The organism is Micromonospora chalcea (assembly GCF_028768405.1).
Lineage (GTDB): Bacteria > Actinomycetota > Actinomycetes > Mycobacteriales > Micromonosporaceae > Micromonospora > Micromonospora chalcea.
In genome coordinates, this window is record NZ_CP118233.1 from 5,538,899 (window position 1) to 5,555,846 (window position 16,948).

At 72.1% G+C, this 16,948-nt stretch carries 16 protein-coding genes; 11 read left to right on the forward strand and 5 right to left on the reverse strand.

The features are described from left to right. Positions 1-22 precede the first annotated feature (22 nt). Both galK and galE read right to left on the reverse strand, forming a co-directional pair. A complete protein-coding gene (gene galK / locus PVK74_RS25045) occupies positions 23-1,177 on the reverse strand; it encodes a galactokinase (RefSeq protein WP_274477372.1) in 1,155 nt (384 codons plus the stop codon). After that, complete coding sequence (galE, locus tag PVK74_RS25050) at positions 1,174-2,160, reverse strand: UDP-glucose 4-epimerase GalE (protein WP_187693952.1); 987 nt, start codon at positions 2,158-2,160, stop codon at positions 1,174-1,176. Before galE ends, galK begins: the two co-directional genes overlap by 4 nt. Positions 2,161-2,337: 177 nt before the next feature. Between galE and PVK74_RS25055 the strand changes: the two genes are divergently transcribed. The 6 genes from PVK74_RS25055 to PVK74_RS25080 all read left to right on the forward strand — a co-directional run bounded on the left by PVK74_RS25055 (position 2,338) and on the right by PVK74_RS25080 (position 6,904). Continuing rightward, positions 2,338-3,354: a hemolysin family protein gene (locus tag PVK74_RS25055; RefSeq protein WP_247677257.1), complete on the forward strand. Its 1,017-nt coding sequence runs from the start codon at positions 2,338-2,340 to the stop codon at positions 3,352-3,354. A gap of 33 nt (positions 3,355-3,387) precedes the next feature. Beyond that, positions 3,388-4,413 carry a tryptophan--tRNA ligase gene (gene trpS / locus PVK74_RS25060; protein WP_043326798.1) on the forward strand — a complete coding sequence of 342 codons (1,026 nt, stop codon included), beginning with the start codon at positions 3,388-3,390 and terminating at the stop codon, positions 4,411-4,413. 17 nt (positions 4,414-4,430) lie between these two features. After that, a complete protein-coding gene (locus tag PVK74_RS25065) occupies positions 4,431-5,018 on the forward strand; it encodes a 2'-5' RNA ligase family protein (protein ID WP_043326796.1) in 588 nt (195 codons plus the stop codon). A 56-nt stretch (positions 5,019-5,074) separates the two neighbouring features. After that, on the forward strand, positions 5,075-6,016 hold the full coding sequence (locus PVK74_RS25070; RefSeq protein ID WP_043326794.1) for a YhjD/YihY/BrkB family envelope integrity protein: 942 nt from the start codon (positions 5,075-5,077) through the stop codon (positions 6,014-6,016). Continuing rightward, positions 6,013-6,387 (forward strand): GntR family transcriptional regulator, encoded by a 375-nt coding sequence (locus tag PVK74_RS25075; RefSeq protein ID WP_043326793.1) that lies wholly within the window; start codon positions 6,013-6,015, stop codon positions 6,385-6,387. Before PVK74_RS25070 ends, PVK74_RS25075 begins: the two co-directional genes overlap by 4 nt. Positions 6,388-6,460: 73 nt before the next feature. Continuing rightward, positions 6,461-6,904, forward strand: a complete 444-nt coding sequence (locus tag PVK74_RS25080) for a hypothetical protein (RefSeq protein ID WP_043326791.1) — start codon at positions 6,461-6,463, stop codon at positions 6,902-6,904. Between the two features lie 6 nt (positions 6,905-6,910). Here PVK74_RS25080 and PVK74_RS25085 read toward each other — a convergent pair whose 3' ends face one another. The 3 genes from PVK74_RS25085 to PVK74_RS25095 form a co-directional block, all read right to left on the reverse strand. Beyond that, complete coding sequence (locus PVK74_RS25085) at positions 6,911-7,273, reverse strand: VOC family protein (RefSeq protein ID WP_043326789.1); 363 nt, start codon at positions 7,271-7,273, stop codon at positions 6,911-6,913. Between the two features lie 162 nt (positions 7,274-7,435). Next, entirely contained in the window at positions 7,436-9,070 is a 1,635-nt protein-coding gene (locus PVK74_RS25090) for a glycoside hydrolase family 13 protein (protein WP_064447615.1), read from the reverse strand. Between the two features lie 297 nt (positions 9,071-9,367). Then, positions 9,368-10,447 carry a LacI family DNA-binding transcriptional regulator gene (locus tag PVK74_RS25095; protein ID WP_274477377.1) on the reverse strand — a complete coding sequence of 360 codons (1,080 nt, stop codon included), beginning with the start codon at positions 10,445-10,447 and terminating at the stop codon, positions 9,368-9,370. Positions 10,448-10,646: 199 nt separating this feature from the next. On the opposite strand from PVK74_RS25095, the gene PVK74_RS25100 reads away from it, so the two are divergent. The 5 genes from PVK74_RS25100 (at position 10,647) to PVK74_RS25120 (ending at position 16,897) form a co-directional block, all read left to right on the forward strand. Next, positions 10,647-11,900: a sugar ABC transporter substrate-binding protein gene (locus PVK74_RS25100; RefSeq protein ID WP_030501180.1), complete on the forward strand. Its 1,254-nt coding sequence runs from the start codon at positions 10,647-10,649 to the stop codon at positions 11,898-11,900. Further along, the gene (locus PVK74_RS25105) at positions 11,900-13,543 is read left to right on the forward strand and encodes an ABC transporter permease subunit (protein ID WP_274477378.1); all 1,644 of its coding nucleotides are present in this window, start codon (positions 11,900-11,902) and stop codon (positions 13,541-13,543) included. Before PVK74_RS25100 ends, PVK74_RS25105 begins: the two co-directional genes overlap by 1 nt. After that, positions 13,540-14,439 carry a sugar ABC transporter permease gene (locus PVK74_RS25110; protein ID WP_274477379.1) on the forward strand — a complete coding sequence of 300 codons (900 nt, stop codon included), beginning with the start codon at positions 13,540-13,542 and terminating at the stop codon, positions 14,437-14,439. Before PVK74_RS25105 ends, PVK74_RS25110 begins: the two co-directional genes overlap by 4 nt. A 142-nt stretch (positions 14,440-14,581) precedes the next feature. After that, the gene (locus PVK74_RS25115) at positions 14,582-16,393 is read left to right on the forward strand and encodes a glycoside hydrolase family 13 protein (protein ID WP_274477380.1); all 1,812 of its coding nucleotides are present in this window, start codon (positions 14,582-14,584) and stop codon (positions 16,391-16,393) included. Positions 16,394-16,555: 162 nt separating this feature from the next. Then, a complete protein-coding gene (locus PVK74_RS25120; protein WP_030501184.1) occupies positions 16,556-16,897 on the forward strand; it encodes a hypothetical protein in 342 nt (113 codons plus the stop codon). Positions 16,898-16,948 lie beyond the last annotated feature (51 nt).

Genomic DNA, 16,948 nt, shown 5'->3' on the forward strand with positions numbered 1-16,948 from the left:
TAAGGGGCCCTTCCTTACACCCTCAGCCCAGGCGGGTGACGCCGTCGGCCGGGAGCACCGTGAGGGTGCCGGGGGCGGTGAAGCCGCGCTTCGCGTACGCCTCGGTGACGGCGGCGGCCACCGGGTCGGCGGCCTCGGCGTCGATCAGGGCGAGCACGCAGCCGCCGAAACCGCCGCCGGTCATCCGCGCGCCGTACGCCCCGGCGGACAGCGCCGCCTCGACCGCGGTGTCGATCTCCGGCACGGTGATCTCGAAGTCGTCGCGCATGGAGGCGTGCGAGGCGGTCAGCAGCGGACCGGTGTCGCGCACCCGGCCGGTGCGCAGCAGCGCGACGGTGTCGAGCACCCGCTGGTTCTCGGTGACGACGTGCCGGACCCGGCGGCGGGTCTCGTCGTCGTCGAGGCGGGCCAGCGCGGCGTCGAGGTCGGCCACGTCGACGTCGCGCAGCGCGGTCACCCCGAGCGTCGCGGCGGCCCGCTCGCAACTGCGGCGCCGGGCGGCGTACTCGCCGTCCGCGTGCCGGTGCGGCGCCCGGCTGTCGATCACCAGCACGGCCAGCCCGGCGGCGTCCAGGTCGAACGGGATCTGCTCGACCTCCTCGGTGCGGCAGTCGAGGAACAGGGCGTGCCCGGCCCGGCCGCGGATCACGGCGGACTGGTCCATGATCCCGGTGGGCGCGCCGACGTAGTCGTTCTCGGCCCGCTGGGCCAGCCGGGGCCACGCCTGCGCGGGCAGGTCGAGGCCGCCGAGGTCGACCAGCGCGGCCAGCACCGCCGACTCGATCGCGGCCGACGAGGAGAGCCCGGAGCCGACCGGCACGTCGGAGGCGACGGCGAGCCGCGCGCCCGGCACGTCGTGGCCGGCGGCGCGCAGCGCCCACACCACCCCGGCCACGTAGGCGGCCCAGCCGTCGACGCCGCCGGGCTCGTCGGCCTCCGCCGCGCCGAACTCGACCGGCTCGTCGTCCAGCTCCGACCAGACCGTCCAGCGTCCGTCGGGGGCGGGCGCGGCGGCGACCACGGTACGCAGTGGCAGCGCGAAGGGCAGCACGAAGCCGTCGTTGTAGTCGGTGTGCTCGCCGATCAGGTTGACCCGTCCGGGTGCCGCCCAGCGGCCGGCCGGCTCGGTGCCGTACCGCTGCCGGAAGCCGGCGGCGGCGCGGTCGGCAACGGTCATGAGGGCTGCCCCGCGACGTGGGCCCGGTAGAACGCCCAGGCGTCGCCGACCATGTCGTGCAGGGTGGGCTTGGCCGGCGTCCAGCCCAGCTCGTCGCGGGCGAGCGCGGAGGACGCGACCAGTTCGGCCGGGTCGCCCTCGCGGCGTGGGGCGACCTCGACCGGCACCGGGTGGCCGGTGACCTCGCGGACCACGTCGACGACCTGCCGGTTGGTGAAGCCGTTGCCGTTGCCCAGGTTGTAGATGCGGTGCCGGCCCGGGGTGGCCGCGTCGAGCGCGAGCAGGTGGGCGCGGGCCAGGTCCTCCACGTGGATGTAGTCGCGTACGCAGGTGCCGTCGACAGTGGGGTAGTCGTCGCCGAAGAGCTGGAGCTTCTCCCGCCGCCCGGCGGCCACGTCGAGCGCGATCGGGATGAGGTGCGTCTCCGGGGCGTGCCGTTCGCCGATGGCCAGCCCGTCGCGCAGGTACGCCCCGGCGACGTTGAAGTAGCGCAGCGAGACGGCGGCCAGGTCGTGCGCGATCGCCTCGGAGGTGAGCGCCATGTCGACGGCCAGCTTGGTCGCGCCGTAGGTGCTGGTGGGGGCCTTGACGGCCGTTTCCGGGATGGGCAGTTCGGTGGGGTTGCCGTAGACGGCGGCGGTGGAGGAGAAGACCATCCGGGGCACCCGGGCGGCGCGGACCGCGTCGATGAGCGCGATCGAGCCGACGGTGTTGGTGTGCCAGTACAGCTCGGGCCGGATCATCGACTCGCCGGCGGCGATGAGGGCGGCGAAGTGCAGCACGCCGTCGTACCCGGCGTCGGGGGTGAGCACCCGGGCGGCCTCGTGCACCGGCAGGTCGACGTGGGTCGCCTCGGGGGCGAGGGCTTCCCGGTGACCGGTGCGCAGGTCGTCCAGCACGGTCACCTGGTGGCCGTGGTCGAGCAGCATCCGGGTCACCACGCTGCCGATGTAGCCGGCGCCGCCGGTGACGAGCAGTTTCACGTCGGTCGTCCTCCTGCCTGGGCCGCGTCCCGCGGCCTTCCCGCGATCACCCTACGGCCGGGGGCGGTGTCGCGGCTGTCGAGTTGAGCCCGCCTCCATTCCATCACAATCCTTCATGACTGAACAGATCCGAACATTGACCCGAGCGTACGGTGGCCGCTGTCTACCATCCTTCTCATGCGGGAGGGTGGTGGTCCCGGGCCCCGGCGGCGTCCGCCGGGGCGGCTCCGACGCGAACCCGGCCCGCTGGCCCGCACCGTGGCCCGCCTCGTGGTGCGGGCCGCCGACGGCGCCACCCGCCTGGTGACCGACCTGCTCGGCGCCAGCCCGGTCGCCGGCCGGGAGCGGATCAGCGAGGCCGAGCTGCGGGACCTGGTCGCGGCGAACACGCTGCTCGACGCCGACGAGCGCCGGATCATCGACGAGGTGCTGCTGGCCGGCGCCCGGCTCGTCCGCGAGGTCATGGTGCCCCGCACCGAGGTGGTCTTCCTCAGCGCGGCGCTGCCGCTGGCCCAGGCGCGGCGACTGGTCCGGGACGACCCGCACACCCGCTACCCGGTGGTCGACGGCACCCACGACGACGTGGTCGGCATGGTGCACCTGCGGGACGTGCTGCTGCGCCCGGAACCGGACCGGCCGCTGGTGGTCGGCGAGCTGACCCGCGAGGTGAAACGCCTGCCGGACAGCAAGCGCGTGCTCGCGGCGCTGACCGAGATGCGCCGGGAGGGCCACCACCTGGCCGTGGTCATCGACGAGTACGGCGGCACCGCCGGCATCGTCACCTGCGAGGACCTGGTCGAGGAACTGGTCGGGGAGATCCGCGACGAGGAGCACGGCCCGCCCGAGCCGGAATCCACCGGGCTGCCCGCCGTCGTGGACGGCCGGCTCAACCTGACCGACTTCGCCGAACGTACCGGGGTGCCGCTGCCCGCCGGCCCGTACGAGACGGTGGGCGGGTTCGTGATGGCCGCGCTGGGCCGGCTGCCGGTGGCCGGGGACGAGGTGCCGGTGGCGCTCGACCCGGACGGCGGATCGGTCCCCGCCGATCCGGCCGGCTGGCTGCTGCGGGTGCTGGCGCTCGACGGCCGGCGGGTGTCCCGCCTGGCGGTCTCCGCCGCGCGGCTGCCCGAGCCCCGGCGTGAGGTGAACGGTCCGCTTCCGCCCGTACCCGCCCGATCCACCGGCCCGTCATGACGGACGCCGGGGCTTGCTGACAGAATTGCCGCCATGTCCGACGTACCCGCCCGCCCGCGCGTCTTCTCCGGCATCCAGCCGACGGCCGACTCGTTCCACCTCGGCAACTACCTGGGCGCGCTGCGGCACTGGGTGGCGTTGCAGGACAGCCACGACGCCTACTACTGCGTGGTCGACCTGCACGCGATCACCGCCGGGCACGACCCCAAGGTGCTCAAGCACCGCAGCCGGGTGGCCGCCGCGCAGCTGTTCGCGCTCGGCCTCGACCCGGAGCGCAGCACGCTGTTCGTCCAGTCGCAGGTGCCCGAGCACCCGCAGCTGGCCTGGGTGCTCGGCTGCATCACCGGGTTCGGCGAGGCCGGCCGGATGACCCAGTTCAAGGACAAGTCGCAGAAGCAGGGCAGCGAGCGGGCCAGCGTCGGCCTGTTCACGTACCCGATCCTGCAGGCCGCCGACATCCTGCTCTACCAGGCGAACGCGGTGCCGGTCGGCGAGGACCAGCGGCAGCACCTGGAGCTGTCCCGCGACCTGGCGCAGCGGTTCAACTCGCTGTTCGGGCGCACCTTCACGGTGCCCGCGCCGCACATCGTGAAGGACACCGCGAAGATCACCGACCTGCAGGACCCGACGGCGAAGATGTCGAAGTCGTCGTCCTCCCCGGCCGGCATCATCGACCTGCTGGAGGACCCGGCCCGCTCGGCCAAGAAGATCCGCTCGGCGGTCACCGACACCGGCCGCGAGATCGTCTTCGACGCCGAGGGCAAGCCGGGCATCAGCAACCTGCTCACCATCTACTCGGCGCTGTCCGGCCGGTCCATCGACGACCTGGTGGCCGCGTACGACGGCAAGGGCTACGGCGACCTCAAGAAGGACCTGGCCGAGGTGGTGCGCGAGTTCGTCACCCCGATCCAGGAACGCACGAACGGCTACCTGAACGACCCGGCCCAACTGGACAAGCTGCTCGCGCGGGGCGCGGAGAAGGCCCGCGTGGTGGCCGACGCGACGCTGCGTGCGGCGTACGAGCGGGTCGGTTTCTTCCCGCCGGTGCGGTTCGAGTAGCGGCCCGGGCGGGACGGGTGACGCAGCCGGAGGCCGGAGGGGTGGCGCGCGACGTGGCGGGCAATGACGCGGCGCCGGGCGGCGCGGACACGATCCAGATCGGGATCGCCGTCGACATCCCCGAGCCGTGGGGCGGGATGCTCACCCGCCGCCGGGTCGAGGCCGGCGACCCGGCGGCCGTCCCCGCGCACGTCACCCTGCTCGGGCCCACCGAGATTCCGGTACGCGCGCTGCCCGCCGTCGAGGAGCACCTGGACCGGGTCGCCGCCGCGCACCTGCCGTTCACGCTGCACCTGCGCGGCACCGGCACGTTCCGTCCGGTCACCCAGGTGGTCTTCGTGGCGGTGGCGGCCGGGATCAGCGAGTGCGAACTGCTGGCCGCCGCCATCAACTCCGCTCCCGAGCTGCGCCGCGAGCTGCGTTTCCCGTACCACCCGCACGTCACAGTGGCGCAGGACGTGCCACCCGAGGTGCTCGACAAGGCGTACGAGGATCTGGCCGACTTCTCCGCGCTGTTCCAGGTGGAGGCGTTCACGCTGTTCTCGCACAGCGGGGCTACCCGGTGGCAGCCCCGGCGCGACTTCCGGCTCGGCGGGGCGAGCTGAACATTCGACCGGCCGGGGCTCCTCCGCCACGGGCGGAGATCAGCGAGGATGACGGGGTGAACGTCTTCGGCCGGATCGAGGCGGCGGTCGGGCGCCGCATCGACGCGGCCCGGGGCCGGTCGTCGGTCTTCGACCACGTGTGGCGGGCCGGGACGCTCTACGCCGACCTGCTCGCCGGGCGGCTCGCCGCCGCCATCGCGTACTACGGCTTCTTCGCCGTGTTCGCGCTCGCGCTCGTCGCGTACTGGGTGTTCGGCGCGGTGCTGCGCGACAACGAGGAGGTCAGCCGCGCGGCCGCCCACTTCCTCGAAGAGAACCTGCCCTTTCTCGACCCGGCGCAGATCGCCGAGAGCAGCAACACCGTCGGCGTGGTCGGCCTGGTCATCCTGGTGTTCACCGGCATCGGCTGGGTGGAGGCGATCCGCTCCTCGCAGCGGCTGATGTACGGCTTCAACCAGCAGCCCGGCAACCTGGTGATGCGGCGGCTGGTCGACCTGGGCGTGCTGGTCGCGGTCTTCGTGCTGCTGTTCGTCTCGGTCGCCGCCGTGGACGCGCTGGAGTCGCTGCTGCGTTTCCTGCTGCGCAGCACCGGCTCGGTGGGCCTGACCACGGTCAGCGCGGTGCTGAGCGTGCTCGTCAACGCCGTGCTGGCCGCCGCGCTGCTGCTCGCAGTGCCCCGGCTGCGGATGAGCCGGCGCCGGCTGCGACCGGCGGTGCTCGCCGTCGCGATCGGCATCACCCTGCTCAACACGGTGGGGCGCTACTACGTGGTACGCACCGAGCGGAACCCGGCGTACACGGTGGTCGCCACCGCCGTGGGCCTGCTGCTCTACCTCTACCTGCTCAACCAGTTGGTGCTCTTCGGCGCGGCGCTCGCCGCCACCAGCCCGTACGGCCGGGTGGTGGACCTGGCCGAGGGCGGCGCCCGGGAGGTGGACGTGGAGGCGGACGTGCTCGACGAGGAAACCGAACCGGGAACGCCGGGAGGGGCGGGATGAGCGCGCGGATCCGGATCGACGCGGCGTCGGCGGTGCCGCCGTACGAGCAGGTGCGCGCGCAGTTCGCGGCGCGGATCGGCGACGGGCGGCTGCCGGTGGGGACCCGGCTGCCCGCGGTCCGGCAGCTCGCGGCGGACCTGGGGCTGGCGGTGAACACGGTGGCGCGGGCCTACCGGGAGCTGGAGGCCGCCGGGCTGGTCCAGACGCGCGGCCGGCACGGCACGGTGGTCGCGCCGGGGCGGGACGACGCCGTCGACCGGTTGCAGCAGGCCGCCGCCGGGTACGCCGCCGAGGCGCGCCGCCTGGGCGTCCCGCCGGAGCGGGCGGTCGCCCTGGTCCGCGCGGCGCTGGACGCCGGCACGCGTGGCTGAGCGTGGTCCCCTGAGCGGGGAGAGTCGAGCCGATGCGTTCCCCGGGCGGATCCCGTCCGACGATGATGGGCCGGTGGGCGCACTCGTGACACTCGACCTGCCGGACGACTCGCCGATGCTCGGCCTGCCGTGGATCATCACGTTCGGCCCGCTCGGCGCGGACGACGAGTGGGAGCCGGTGGTCTGCGGCCCGTACGAGCGGGCGCACGCGCTGGCGCTGGCCGAGGCGGTGGTGGCCGAGGAGCAGTTGATGGCGGTGGTGGAGCCGCTGCTGCCCGCGCTCACGCCGGAGGAGATCCGGGGTGAGATCGCCGCCGCGCAGATCGCCGCCGAGGACGAGGCGGCCGAGATCGACCAGGCTGACCTGTACGGCGACTTCGAGGACGTCATCGACGAGGAGCTGGAACGGGCCGCCGAGCGCGAGCCGGAGCCCGAGCCGGCGAAGGCGCCCGACCGGGAGGAGATCCGGGCCGGGTTCGCCCGGATCGCCGCGCTGCTCACCGCCAAGGGCGGCTGAGGACGCTCAGCGCGGCGGCCCGTCGAGCACGCAGAACTCGTTGTCCTCCGGGTCGACGAGCACCACGAAGCCCTCCGCGCCGGTCTGCCCGACGTCGGCGCGCCGGGCGCCGAGCCCGATCAGTCGCTCGACCTCCGCCGTCTGCCCCTCGTCGGCGACCAGGTCCAGGTGGAGCCGGTTCTTGCCGCGCTTCGGGGTGCCGCTGCCCTGCAACCAGACGGTCGGGCCGGGCCGGCCGGGCGGCGGGTAGAGCTTCGCGTTGCCGTCGTCGCCCTGCGAGACGGTGTAGCCGAGGGCGGCGGACCAGAACCGGGCCATCCGGTCCAGGTCGCTGACATCGAGGGTGTACTGCGCCACGCGTGCGGTCATCCCCCGGTGGTACCCCGGGCTGCCGGGATGGACACCGGCCCCCCGGGAGCGGACTCCCGAGGGGCCGGGACCACCTCACCCCCCACCACAAGGGGTCGGCAGCCCAGCCGCCCGTCGGCGCGGAGCACAACGGACGGCCAGGTCGTTGGCGGGTTACCCGGCTCAGCGCCGTTCGAACCACGCAGCCGCGTCCACCGGCAGGACGTGCCCGTCGCCCCGCTCGGTGAGGTCGGCGCTCGCGACGAGCGGGCGGCCGTGGCCGCTCACCGTCACGTCGGCGCCGCTGATGTTGACCACACAGGTCAGCTCGACGTCCGCGGCGGCGCGGCGGAACGCGAGTACGCCGGGCTCGGTCTCCAGCCAGGTGATGCCGCCGACCCCGGCGAGCGCCGGGTGCTCGTGCCGGATCCGCAGCGCGGTCCGGTACAGCTCCAGCGTCGAGCCGGGCGCACCGGCCTGGGCGGCCACCGACAGCTCCCGCCAGGTCGCCGGCGCCGGCAGCCAGCTCAGCTCGCTGCCGTCGGGCCCGAAGCCGTACGGGGGCAGGTCGCCGCCCCACGGGATCGGCACCCGGCAGCCGTCGCGGCTCTCCCCGGTACGCCGGAACGCCGGGTCCTGGCGCAGCTCGTCGGGGAGGTCCAGCACCTCCGGCAGGCCCAGTTCCTCGCCCTGGTAGACGTACGCGCAGCCGGGCAGCGCGAACATCAGCAGCGCGGCGGCGCGGGCGCGGCGCAGGCCGACCTCGCCGTCGCCGTACCGGGTGACGTGCCGCTGCCGGTCGTGGTTGGACAGCACCCAGGTGGTCGGCGCGCCCACGATCGTGGACTCGGCCAGCGCCGTGTCGATCACCTTGCGGAACGAGTCGGCCGACCAGGTGGCGTCGAGGAAGTCGAAGCTGAACGCCTGGTGCAGCTCGTCCGGGCCGATGTAACGGGCCAGTCGCTGCGGGGTCTCGGCCCACGCCTCGGCCACCGCCATCCGGCCGCCCGGGTAGCTGTCCAGGATCGGCCGCCAGGCGCGGTAGATGTCGTGCACCTCGTCCTGGTCGAAGTACGGCAGCCGGCCCTTGCCCAGCAGCTCGGACTGGCGCCGGCCGGTGGTCATCGAGTTGAAACCGACGTCCGGCAGGCCCTCGGCCTTGATCATTCCGTGGGCCACGTCGATCCGGAAGCCGTCCACGCCCCGGTCCAGCCAGAAGCGCAGGACGTCCTCGAACTCGGCCCGTACCTCGGGGTGACGCCAGTTCAGGTCGGGCTGGGCCGGGTCGAACAGGTGCAGGTACCACTGGCCGTCGACCACGCGCGTCCAGGCCGGGCCGCCGAAGATGCTCTCCCAGTCGTTCGGGGGCAGCTCGCCCTGCTCGCCCTTGCCGTCGGCGAACAGGTAGCGCTCACGCTCCGGCGAACCGGGGCCGGCGGCGAGCGCGGCGGCGAACCACGGGTGCGCGCTGGAGGTGTGGTTGGGCACCATGTCGACGATGATCCGCAGGCCGAGCGCGTGCGCGTCGGTGATCATCTCGTCGAAGTCGGTCAGGTTGCCGAACAGCGGGTCGACGTCGCGGTAGTCGGCCACGTCGTAGCCGGCGTCGACCTGCGGCGAGGTGTAGAACGGCGTCAGCCAGAGCGCGTCCACGCCGAGGTCGCGCAGGTAGGGAAGGCGCTGCCGGATGCCCTGGAGGTCACCGACCCCGTCGGCGTTCGCGTCGGCGAAGCTGCGGACGTACACCTGGTAGACGACCGCGGACCGCCACCAGTCGTCGTCGGCGGTCCGTGGCGTGGGGGTGGTGGCGGAGGTCATCGCTGTCGATTCCCGTTCTGTGGTGGCGCAGGGTGTCAGAGCAGAATGCCGCCACAGCCCTGCAAGAGTCAAGCATTCCTTGCGCAAGAAATGACAGCCATCACCCGCGCCGACCCTGCCCCCGTCTCCCGCATCCCGGGACGCCCACCACCCCCACTGCCGCCGATCCGGTCGATCATGAGGTTGACGGCAGTCTCTGCCCGCTTTGTCCCCGCCAACTTCATGATCGCCGCGCCCTGAGCCGGGGCTGGAGGGAAGGGGGAGGGAGGGGGGAGGGAGGGAGGGGAGTGCGGGGCGTCAGGCGGGGATGGGGAGGGAAGGGGAGGACGGGCTGGCGGGGCGCTGGCGCTTCGGGGGGTCGGCGGGGCGGGTCACCGCGGTCGAGCCGCGGACCACCAGCTCGGGCCGGAAGAGGTACTCGGAGTTCGGGGAGGGGTGGCCGTTGATCTCGTCGACCAGGGCCCGCACCGCTGCCACCGCCATGGCGGCCACCGGCTGGCGCACGGTGGTCAGCGGCGGGTCGGTGAACGCCATCAGCGGGGAGTCGTCGTACCCGACCACGGAGACGTCGCCGGGCACCGACAGGCCGCGCTGGCGGGCGGCCCGGATCGCGCCGAGCGCCATCAGGTCCGAGCCGCAGACCAGTCCTGTTACGCCGCGTTCGATGAGCCGGCCGGCGGCCGCCTCGCCGCCCTCGACGCCGAACAGCGACAGCTCGGTCAGCTCCGTCAGCTCGTCGGTGGTGATGTCGGTGAGGCGCCCCATCGCGGCCTTGTAGCCGGCGACCTTGCGCTGCACCGGCACGAACCGGTCCGGGCCGGTGATCAGGCCGATCCGGCGGTGCCCGAGCGCCACCAGGTGAGCGACGGCGAGTTCGGCCGACTCCCGGTCGTCGCAGGAGACGAACGGCGCGGGGATGCCCGGCGCGTAACCGTTGATCATGACGATCGGCAGCGGCCGGGCCAGCAGCGTGCGGTAGCGGTCGTGGTCCGCGGCGGTGTCGGCGTGCAGGCCGGAGACGAACACGATGCCGGAGACCTGCCGGTCCAGCAGCATCTCCACGTACTCGTCCTCGCGGACGCCGCCCGGGGTCTGCGTGCAGAGCACCGGGGTGTAGCCGGTCGGGGCGAGCGCGGACTCGATGATCTGGGCGAACGCCGGGAAGATCGGGTTGTCCAGCTCCGGCACGACCAGGCCGACCAGCCCGGCGCTGCGCTTGCGCAGCCGGGCCGGGCGTTCGTAGCCGAGCACATCGAGGGCGGTGAGGACGGCCTGCCGGGTCTCGGGGGCCACGCCGGGGCGGTCGTTGAGCACCCGCGACACCGTGGCCTCGCTGACTTCGGCCTGTTGGGCGATGTCGGACAGTCGAGCGCGCATGTGCGGCACTTTAGCCCAACGGCAAAGTCTTGCGTACACTTCTGCAAGCCCTTCCATTCTCTGCAACCTCTTGCTAACGTCCCCGCAACATGCGAGAGCAGCGGCGCAGCACCCCTGCGTCGGTCAGCAAGAAATTTCAGAGGTTTCCACTGGTGGGCCGCCCTTCCCCCGGCGGGCCGCCATGACGACAGGAGTACCGATGCGCATCCGTACCGCGGGTGTGGTCGCCGTCCTCGGCCTGGCGCTCGCCGCCTCCGGCTGTGGTGACAGCGGCAGCGACGACAAGCCGGCCGCCGGCGAGTCCGCCAAGGCGACCGGCGGCAAGCTGGTCATCTGGGCCGACGACAAGCGCACGGCCGCCCTCAAGCCGTTCGCCGAGGAGTTCGGCAAGGAGAACGGCGTGACCGTCGAGGTCCAGGCCGTCTCCAAGGACCTGCAGACCAACTTCGTCACCGCCTCGCAGCAGGGCAGCGGCCCGGACGTCGTGGTCGGCGCGCACGACTGGATCGGCAACCTGGTCCAGAACGGCGCCATCGACCCGGTGCAGCTCCCGGCCGAGCAGAAGGCCGGCTTCAACGAGACCGCCGTCAAGGCCGTCACGTTCAACGGCCAGCTCTACGGCGTGCCCTACGCCACCGAGAACATCGCGCTGATCCGCAACACCGAGCTGGCCCCCGAGGCGCCGAAGACGATCGAGGACCTGGTCGCCGCCGGCAAGAAGCTCAAGGCCGAGAAGAAGGCCAGCGAGATCCTGTGCCTCCAGTCCGGCCAGAACGGCGACGCGTACCACATCTACCCGCTCTACACCTCGGGCGGCGGCTACCTGTTCGGCACCGCGGCGAACGGCGACTACGACCCCAAGGACCTGGGCGTGGGCAAGCCGGAGTCGATCGCTGCCTTCCAGAAGATCGCGAAGCTCGGTGAGAAGGGCGACGGCGCGCTGAAGCGTTCCATCACCCCGGAGAACGCCATCTCCACCTTCACCGGCAAGAAGTGCGCCTTCCTGGTCTCCGGCCCGTGGGCCGTGGCCGACGCCAAGAAGGCCGGCATCAAGTACGACATCTCCGCGGTCCCCGGCTTCGCCGGTGGCAAGGAGGCCCAGCCGTTCGTGGGCGTCCAGGCGTTCTACGTGGCTGCCAAGGGCAAGAACAAGGCCCTGGCCCAGGAGTTCGTCACCAACTACGTGACCAAGCCCGAGCTGGCCGTCGCGCTGTACAAGGCCGAGCCGCGCCCGCCGGCGCTGACCGCCGCCTTCGACCAGGTCAAGGGCGAGGACGCGGACCTGGCCAAGTTCTCCGAGGCCGGCAAGAACGGCCAGGTGCTCCCGGCGATCCCGGCCATGGCCGCGATCTGGGATCCGTTCGGCAAGGCGGAGGCCGCCATCATCGGCGGCGCCGACCCGGCCAAGACGATCACGGCCGCCGGCAAGACCATCCAGGGTCAGATCAAGTAATGAGCGCGCCGCTGTCCGGCCCGGGGTCTGCACCGCAGGCCCCGGGCCGGGAGCCCGTACGCCGTGGGCTCCCGCGCACGTCCCGTACCGCGCGGCAACACGCGCCGATCACCGCGACCGGCCTCGTCGTCAAGGTGGTCCTGCTCGGCCTGGTGGCCGGGATCGCGATCTGGGCGGCCTTCCCGCTCATCGAGGCCGAACACTGGATCGCGCTGGGCGTCCTGGCGGTCACCACCGCCGGCCTGTTCTACCTCTACCTGAGCCGCCGGCACATCCCGGCCAAGTACCTGGTCCCCGGCACGCTCTTCCTGATCGCGTTCCAGGTCTTCCCGGTGCTCTACACCGCGAGCACCGCGTTCACGAACTTCGGCGACGGCCACCGCGGCAGCAAGGACGACGCGATCGTCGCCGTGCAGACCTCCTCGGTGAAGCAGGTCCCCGGCTCGACCGAGTACAACCTCACCATCGCCACGAAGGGCGACCCGGCGACCGGCTCCCTGGTCTTCCTGCTCAGCGACCCGAAGACCAAGGACGTCTTCGCCGGCGACGCGGACGGGCTGCGCAAGCTGGACGCCGCCGACGTCGAGGTGAGCAGCCTCAGCGGCAAGATCACCGCCGCGGACGGCTACACCCTGCTGAACATCGGGCAGGCCAGCAGCCGCAGCGACGCCGTCACCGCGCTCATCGTGCCCACCGACGAGGGCGCCATCCGCTCCAACGGCCTCACTCGGGCCTACGAGGGCAAGGCGATCCGGGCGTACGACGCCGCGTGCGACTGCGTCAAGGACAGCGAGACCGGCAAGACGTGGACCGCCGACGGGGAGTCCGGCTCCTTCGTCGCCGCCGACGGCGAGCGTCTCGCCCAGGGCTGGAAGGTCAACGTCGGGCTGAAGAACTTCAGCACCGTGCTCACCGACCCGAACATCTCCGGTCCGTTCTTCGGCACGCTGGCCTGGAACTTCGCGTTCGCGATCGGGTCCACCGGCCTGACGTTCCTGCTCGGCATGGCCATTGCGCTCGCGCTGCACTCACCCCGGATGCGCGGCACCAACTTCTACCGGGTGCTGCTGATCCTGCCGTACGCCATGCCGTCGTTCGCGATGCTGCTGATCTGGCGGGACATGTTCAACACCGACTTCGGCCTGCTCAACAACCTGTTCGGGCTGGACGTCGATTGGTTCGGCGGCAACTGGTCGGCCCGGATCGCGGTGCTGCTGGTGCAGCTCTGGCTCGGCTACCCGTACATGTTCCTGGTGGCCACCGGCGCGTTGCAGGCCATCCCGCGGGAGCTGACCGAGGCGACCTCTGTCGACGGCGCGTCACCCTGGCAGTCGTTCCGGTCGGTCACCCTGCCGCTGCTGCTGGTGGCGCTCTCGCCGCTGCTGATCGCGTCGTTCGCGTACAACTTCAACAACGTCAACGCGATCCTGTTCACCACCGAGGGCGGCCCGTTCGCGCCGGACAACCCGACGAACGGCGCCACCGACCTGCTGATCACCTACACGTACCGGCTCGCGTTCGGCGCACAGGGCGCCGAGTTCGGCCTGGCCGCCACCGTCTCGATCTTCATCTTCGCGATCGTGGCGACGGTGTCGGCGATCAGCTTCCGGCGGACCCGCAAGCAGGAGGAGGTGTACTCGTGACCACCATCGCGGAGACGCCCACGACCACCCGCCGGCCGGCCCGCCGCTCGCGCGGCCGCTGGTTCGCACAGGTGGGCTGGCGGCACATGGTCGGAGTGCTGGCGGTGGCGTTCAGCCTCTTCCCGATCCTGTTCGTGATCTCGGCGGCGCTCAACCCGCTCGGCACGCTCTCCTCCACCGAGCTGCTGCCGACCGGCGCGTCGCTGGAGAACTTCACGAACCTGTTCGACCGGACCGCGTTCGGCCACTGGTTCCTCAACTCGCTGCTGCTGGCGGGCGTGGCCAGCTTCGCGTCGATCTTCCTGTCGTCGCTCGCGGCGTACGCGTTCTCCCGGATGCGCTTCGCCGGACGCCGGGTCGGCCTGCTCGCGCTGCTGCTGATCCAGATGTTCCCGCAGTTCCTGGCGATCGTGGCGATCTTCCTGATCTTCACCACGCTCACCGATCTCTACCCGTCGATCGGGTTCAACACCCCGTGGGGCCTGTTCCTGCTCTACATGGGTGGCGCACTCGGCGCGAACACCTGGCTGATGAAGGGCTTCTTCGACACGCTGCCGAAGGAGCTGGACGAGTCGGCGACCATGGACGGCGCGTCGCACGTGCAGGTCTTCTTCCGGATCATGCTGCCGCTGGTGGCGCCGATCCTGGCGGTGACCGGCCTGCTCGCGTTCATCGGGTCGATCAACGAGTTCATCATCGCCAACGTGTTCCTTACCGAACCCGAGTCGAAGACCCTCGCGGTCGGCATGTTCGGCCTGGTCGCGGGCGAGCGCAACAACAACTTCGGGATGTTCGCGGCGGGCACGCTGCTCACCGCGATCCCGACGGTGCTGGTGTTCCAGCTGCTCCAGCGCTACATCGTCTCCGGACTCACCTCCGGAGCGGTCAAGGGCTGAGCCTCCTCGGCTCACGCTGCGGCAAGGGCGTCGTGTCGGCGTACACCGGAGCGGTTCTCGGGCGGACCGCCGCGGTCGGGTGAACCGACCGCGGCGGGTGCCCGCCCCCTCTCCCTGTCGGTACGACGCGAAAGGCAGCACCATGTCCCTTCAGCCGCACCACGACGGCTCCGCAACCTACGTCCCGGAGCAGGAGCCCGCGCTCGGGCAGACCGTGCCGGTCTTCGTCCGGGTACCGGCCGGAACCGGCGTCTCCCAGGTGCACGTGCGCACCACCGGCGACGGCGAGCCGCGCTTCGCCGAGGCGCGGATCGACCGCACCGAGAACGGCGACGTGTGGTGGCGGGCCGACGTCGAGGTCCGCAACCCGGTCAGCAACTACCGCTTCCTGCTCGACGGCGAAAGCGGCACCCGCTGGCTCAACGCGGCCGGGCTGGCCGGCCACGACGTGCCGGACAACGGCGACTTCAAGCTGGTCAGCTACGCCCCGCCGCCGGCCTGGGCCCGCGACGCGGTGATCTACCAGATCTTCCCGGACCGGTTCGCCCGCTCGGCCGCCGCCGACGGCCGGACCACGCCGGACTGGGCGATTCCGTGCGACTGGGACACCCCGGTCATCGGCCGCGGCCCGGAGACGCCCCGCCAGTTCTACGGCGGCGACCTCGACGGCGTCACCGAACACCTGGACCACCTGGACCGGCTCGGCGTCAACACCGTCTACCTGACGCCGGTGTTCCCGGCGCGCTCCAACCACAGGTACGACGCGTCGAGCTTCGACACCGTCGACCCGCTGCTCGGCGGCGACGCGGCGCTGGCCCGGCTCGCCGACGCGGTGCACGCCCGGGGCTGGCGTCTGCTCGGCGACATCACCAGCAACCACACCGGCGACGCCCACGACTGGTTCACCGCCGCCGTCTCCGACGTCAACGCCCCGGAACGCGAGCTGTACTACTTCGACCTGCCCGGCTCGGACTACGAGTCGTGGAACGGGGTGAAGTCGCTGCCGAAGCTGAACTGGGGCAGCGCCGAGCTGCGCCGCCGGTTCGCCACCGCCGAGGACTCGCTGTTGCGCCGCTGGCTGCGCCCGCCGTACGGGCTGGACGGCTGGCGGGTCGACGTGGCGAACATGACCGGGCGGCGGGGCGCTGACGCGTACACCCACGAGGTGGCGCGGCTGCTGCGCGAGGTGGTCGCCGAAACCCGGCCGGACGGGCTGCTGCTCGCCGAGCACGGCCACGACCACACCGGTGACCTGGACCGCGACGGCTGGCACGGGACGATGAACTATGTCGGCTTCACCGACCCGGTCTGGTCCTGGCTGCGGCACGGCGACGACCCGGTGCCGAACTTCCTCGGCACCCCGGGCGGGGTGCGGCGGCGCGACGCGGACGCGGTGCTCGCCACCATGAACACGTACCGGTCGCTGGTGTCCTGGCGGTCGTACACGCACTCGTGGCAGCTGCTCGGCTCGCACGACTCGGCCCGGATCCGCACCGTGGTCGGCGACGCGGCCCGGCAGGAGGTGGCGGCCGGACTGCTCGCTACCATGCCCGGCACGCCCGTGGTGTTCGCCGGGGACGAGCTGGGCCTGACCGGCACCAACGGGGAGGGCTCGCGTACCCCGATGCCGTGGCACCGACCGGAGAGCTGGGACCGGCGCACGTTCGAGGCGTACCGGTCGTTGCTGACGCTGCGCCGCGACGAGCCGGCACTGCGGCACGGCGGCCTGCGCTGGGTGCACGCGGACGCGGACACGCTCGTCTTCCTGCGCGAGGCGCCCACGTCGACGGTGCTGGTGCTGGCGAGGCGCGCCGCAGGCACCCCGGTCCGCCTGGCCGGCGTGGGCGCCGCCGACAACGTCTACGGCGACGCCCCCGCCCTCCACCAGGACGCCGAGGGCACGGTAACTCTCCCCGCCGACGGCCCCACGTTCCAGGTCTGGCGCCTCCGCTGACCCTGGACCCTCGCGATCTTGCGGTTTCGGCCCGTGTGCCGCGCCTTTCGTCCCGTTGTGCCGGGGCGGTAACCGCAAGATCGCGGGGGAGGGGTCACGGTATGACGGCAGGTCGGCCAGGTCATTACTACAAAGCGTCGTTGATGGGGGAGGATGGGCGGCGTGGAAGCTCTTCGACTGATTCTTCTCTACGTCCATCTGATCGGTTTCGCGCTGCTGCTCGGCGGCGGGATCGCCCAGTACGTCTCCGGCAAGCTGCGCATCAACGCGGCCATGCTCTGGGGCGCGATCATCCAGGTCCTCACCGGCATCGGGCTGTCCGCCCCGCTGCGGGACGGGGACGAGCCGGCCCCGGCGAAACTTGTTACCAAGTTGGTGCTCGCGCTGCTCATCTTCGTCATGGTCTTCTTCTCCCGTAAGCGGGAGACCGTCAACCGTGGCCACTTCCTCGCGATCGTCGGGTTGACGCTGGTCAACGCGGCCGTCGCGGTGTTCTGGCGTTAGTTCGCCGCGAGTCGGGGAAGCTCGGGAAACGGACGTTCGCGACACCACCGC

Excerpts from the sequence above, each read along its gene's own strand:
- galK (WP_274477372.1), bottom strand. The coding sequence starts at position 1,177 with ATGACCGTTGCCGACCGCGCCGCCGCCGGCTTCCGGCAGCGGTACGGC.
- PVK74_RS25055 (WP_247677257.1), top strand. The coding sequence starts at position 2,338 with ATGCGGGAGGGTGGTGGTCCCGGGCCCCGGCGGCGTCCGCCGGGGCGG.
- trpS (WP_043326798.1), top strand. The coding sequence starts at position 3,388 with ATGTCCGACGTACCCGCCCGCCCGCGCGTCTTCTCCGGCATCCAGCCG.
- PVK74_RS25075 (WP_043326793.1), top strand. The coding sequence starts at position 6,013 with ATGAGCGCGCGGATCCGGATCGACGCGGCGTCGGCGGTGCCGCCGTAC.
- PVK74_RS25085 (WP_043326789.1), bottom strand. The coding sequence starts at position 7,273 with ATGACCGCACGCGTGGCGCAGTACACCCTCGATGTCAGCGACCTGGAC.
- PVK74_RS25090 (WP_064447615.1), bottom strand. The coding sequence starts at position 9,070 with ATGACCTCCGCCACCACCCCCACGCCACGGACCGCCGACGACGACTGG.
- PVK74_RS25095 (WP_274477377.1), bottom strand. The coding sequence starts at position 10,447 with ATGCGCGCTCGACTGTCCGACATCGCCCAACAGGCCGAAGTCAGCGAG.
- PVK74_RS25100 (WP_030501180.1), top strand. The coding sequence starts at position 10,647 with ATGCGCATCCGTACCGCGGGTGTGGTCGCCGTCCTCGGCCTGGCGCTC.
- PVK74_RS25105 (WP_274477378.1), top strand. The coding sequence starts at position 11,900 with ATGAGCGCGCCGCTGTCCGGCCCGGGGTCTGCACCGCAGGCCCCGGGC.
- PVK74_RS25115 (WP_274477380.1), top strand. The coding sequence starts at position 14,582 with ATGTCCCTTCAGCCGCACCACGACGGCTCCGCAACCTACGTCCCGGAG.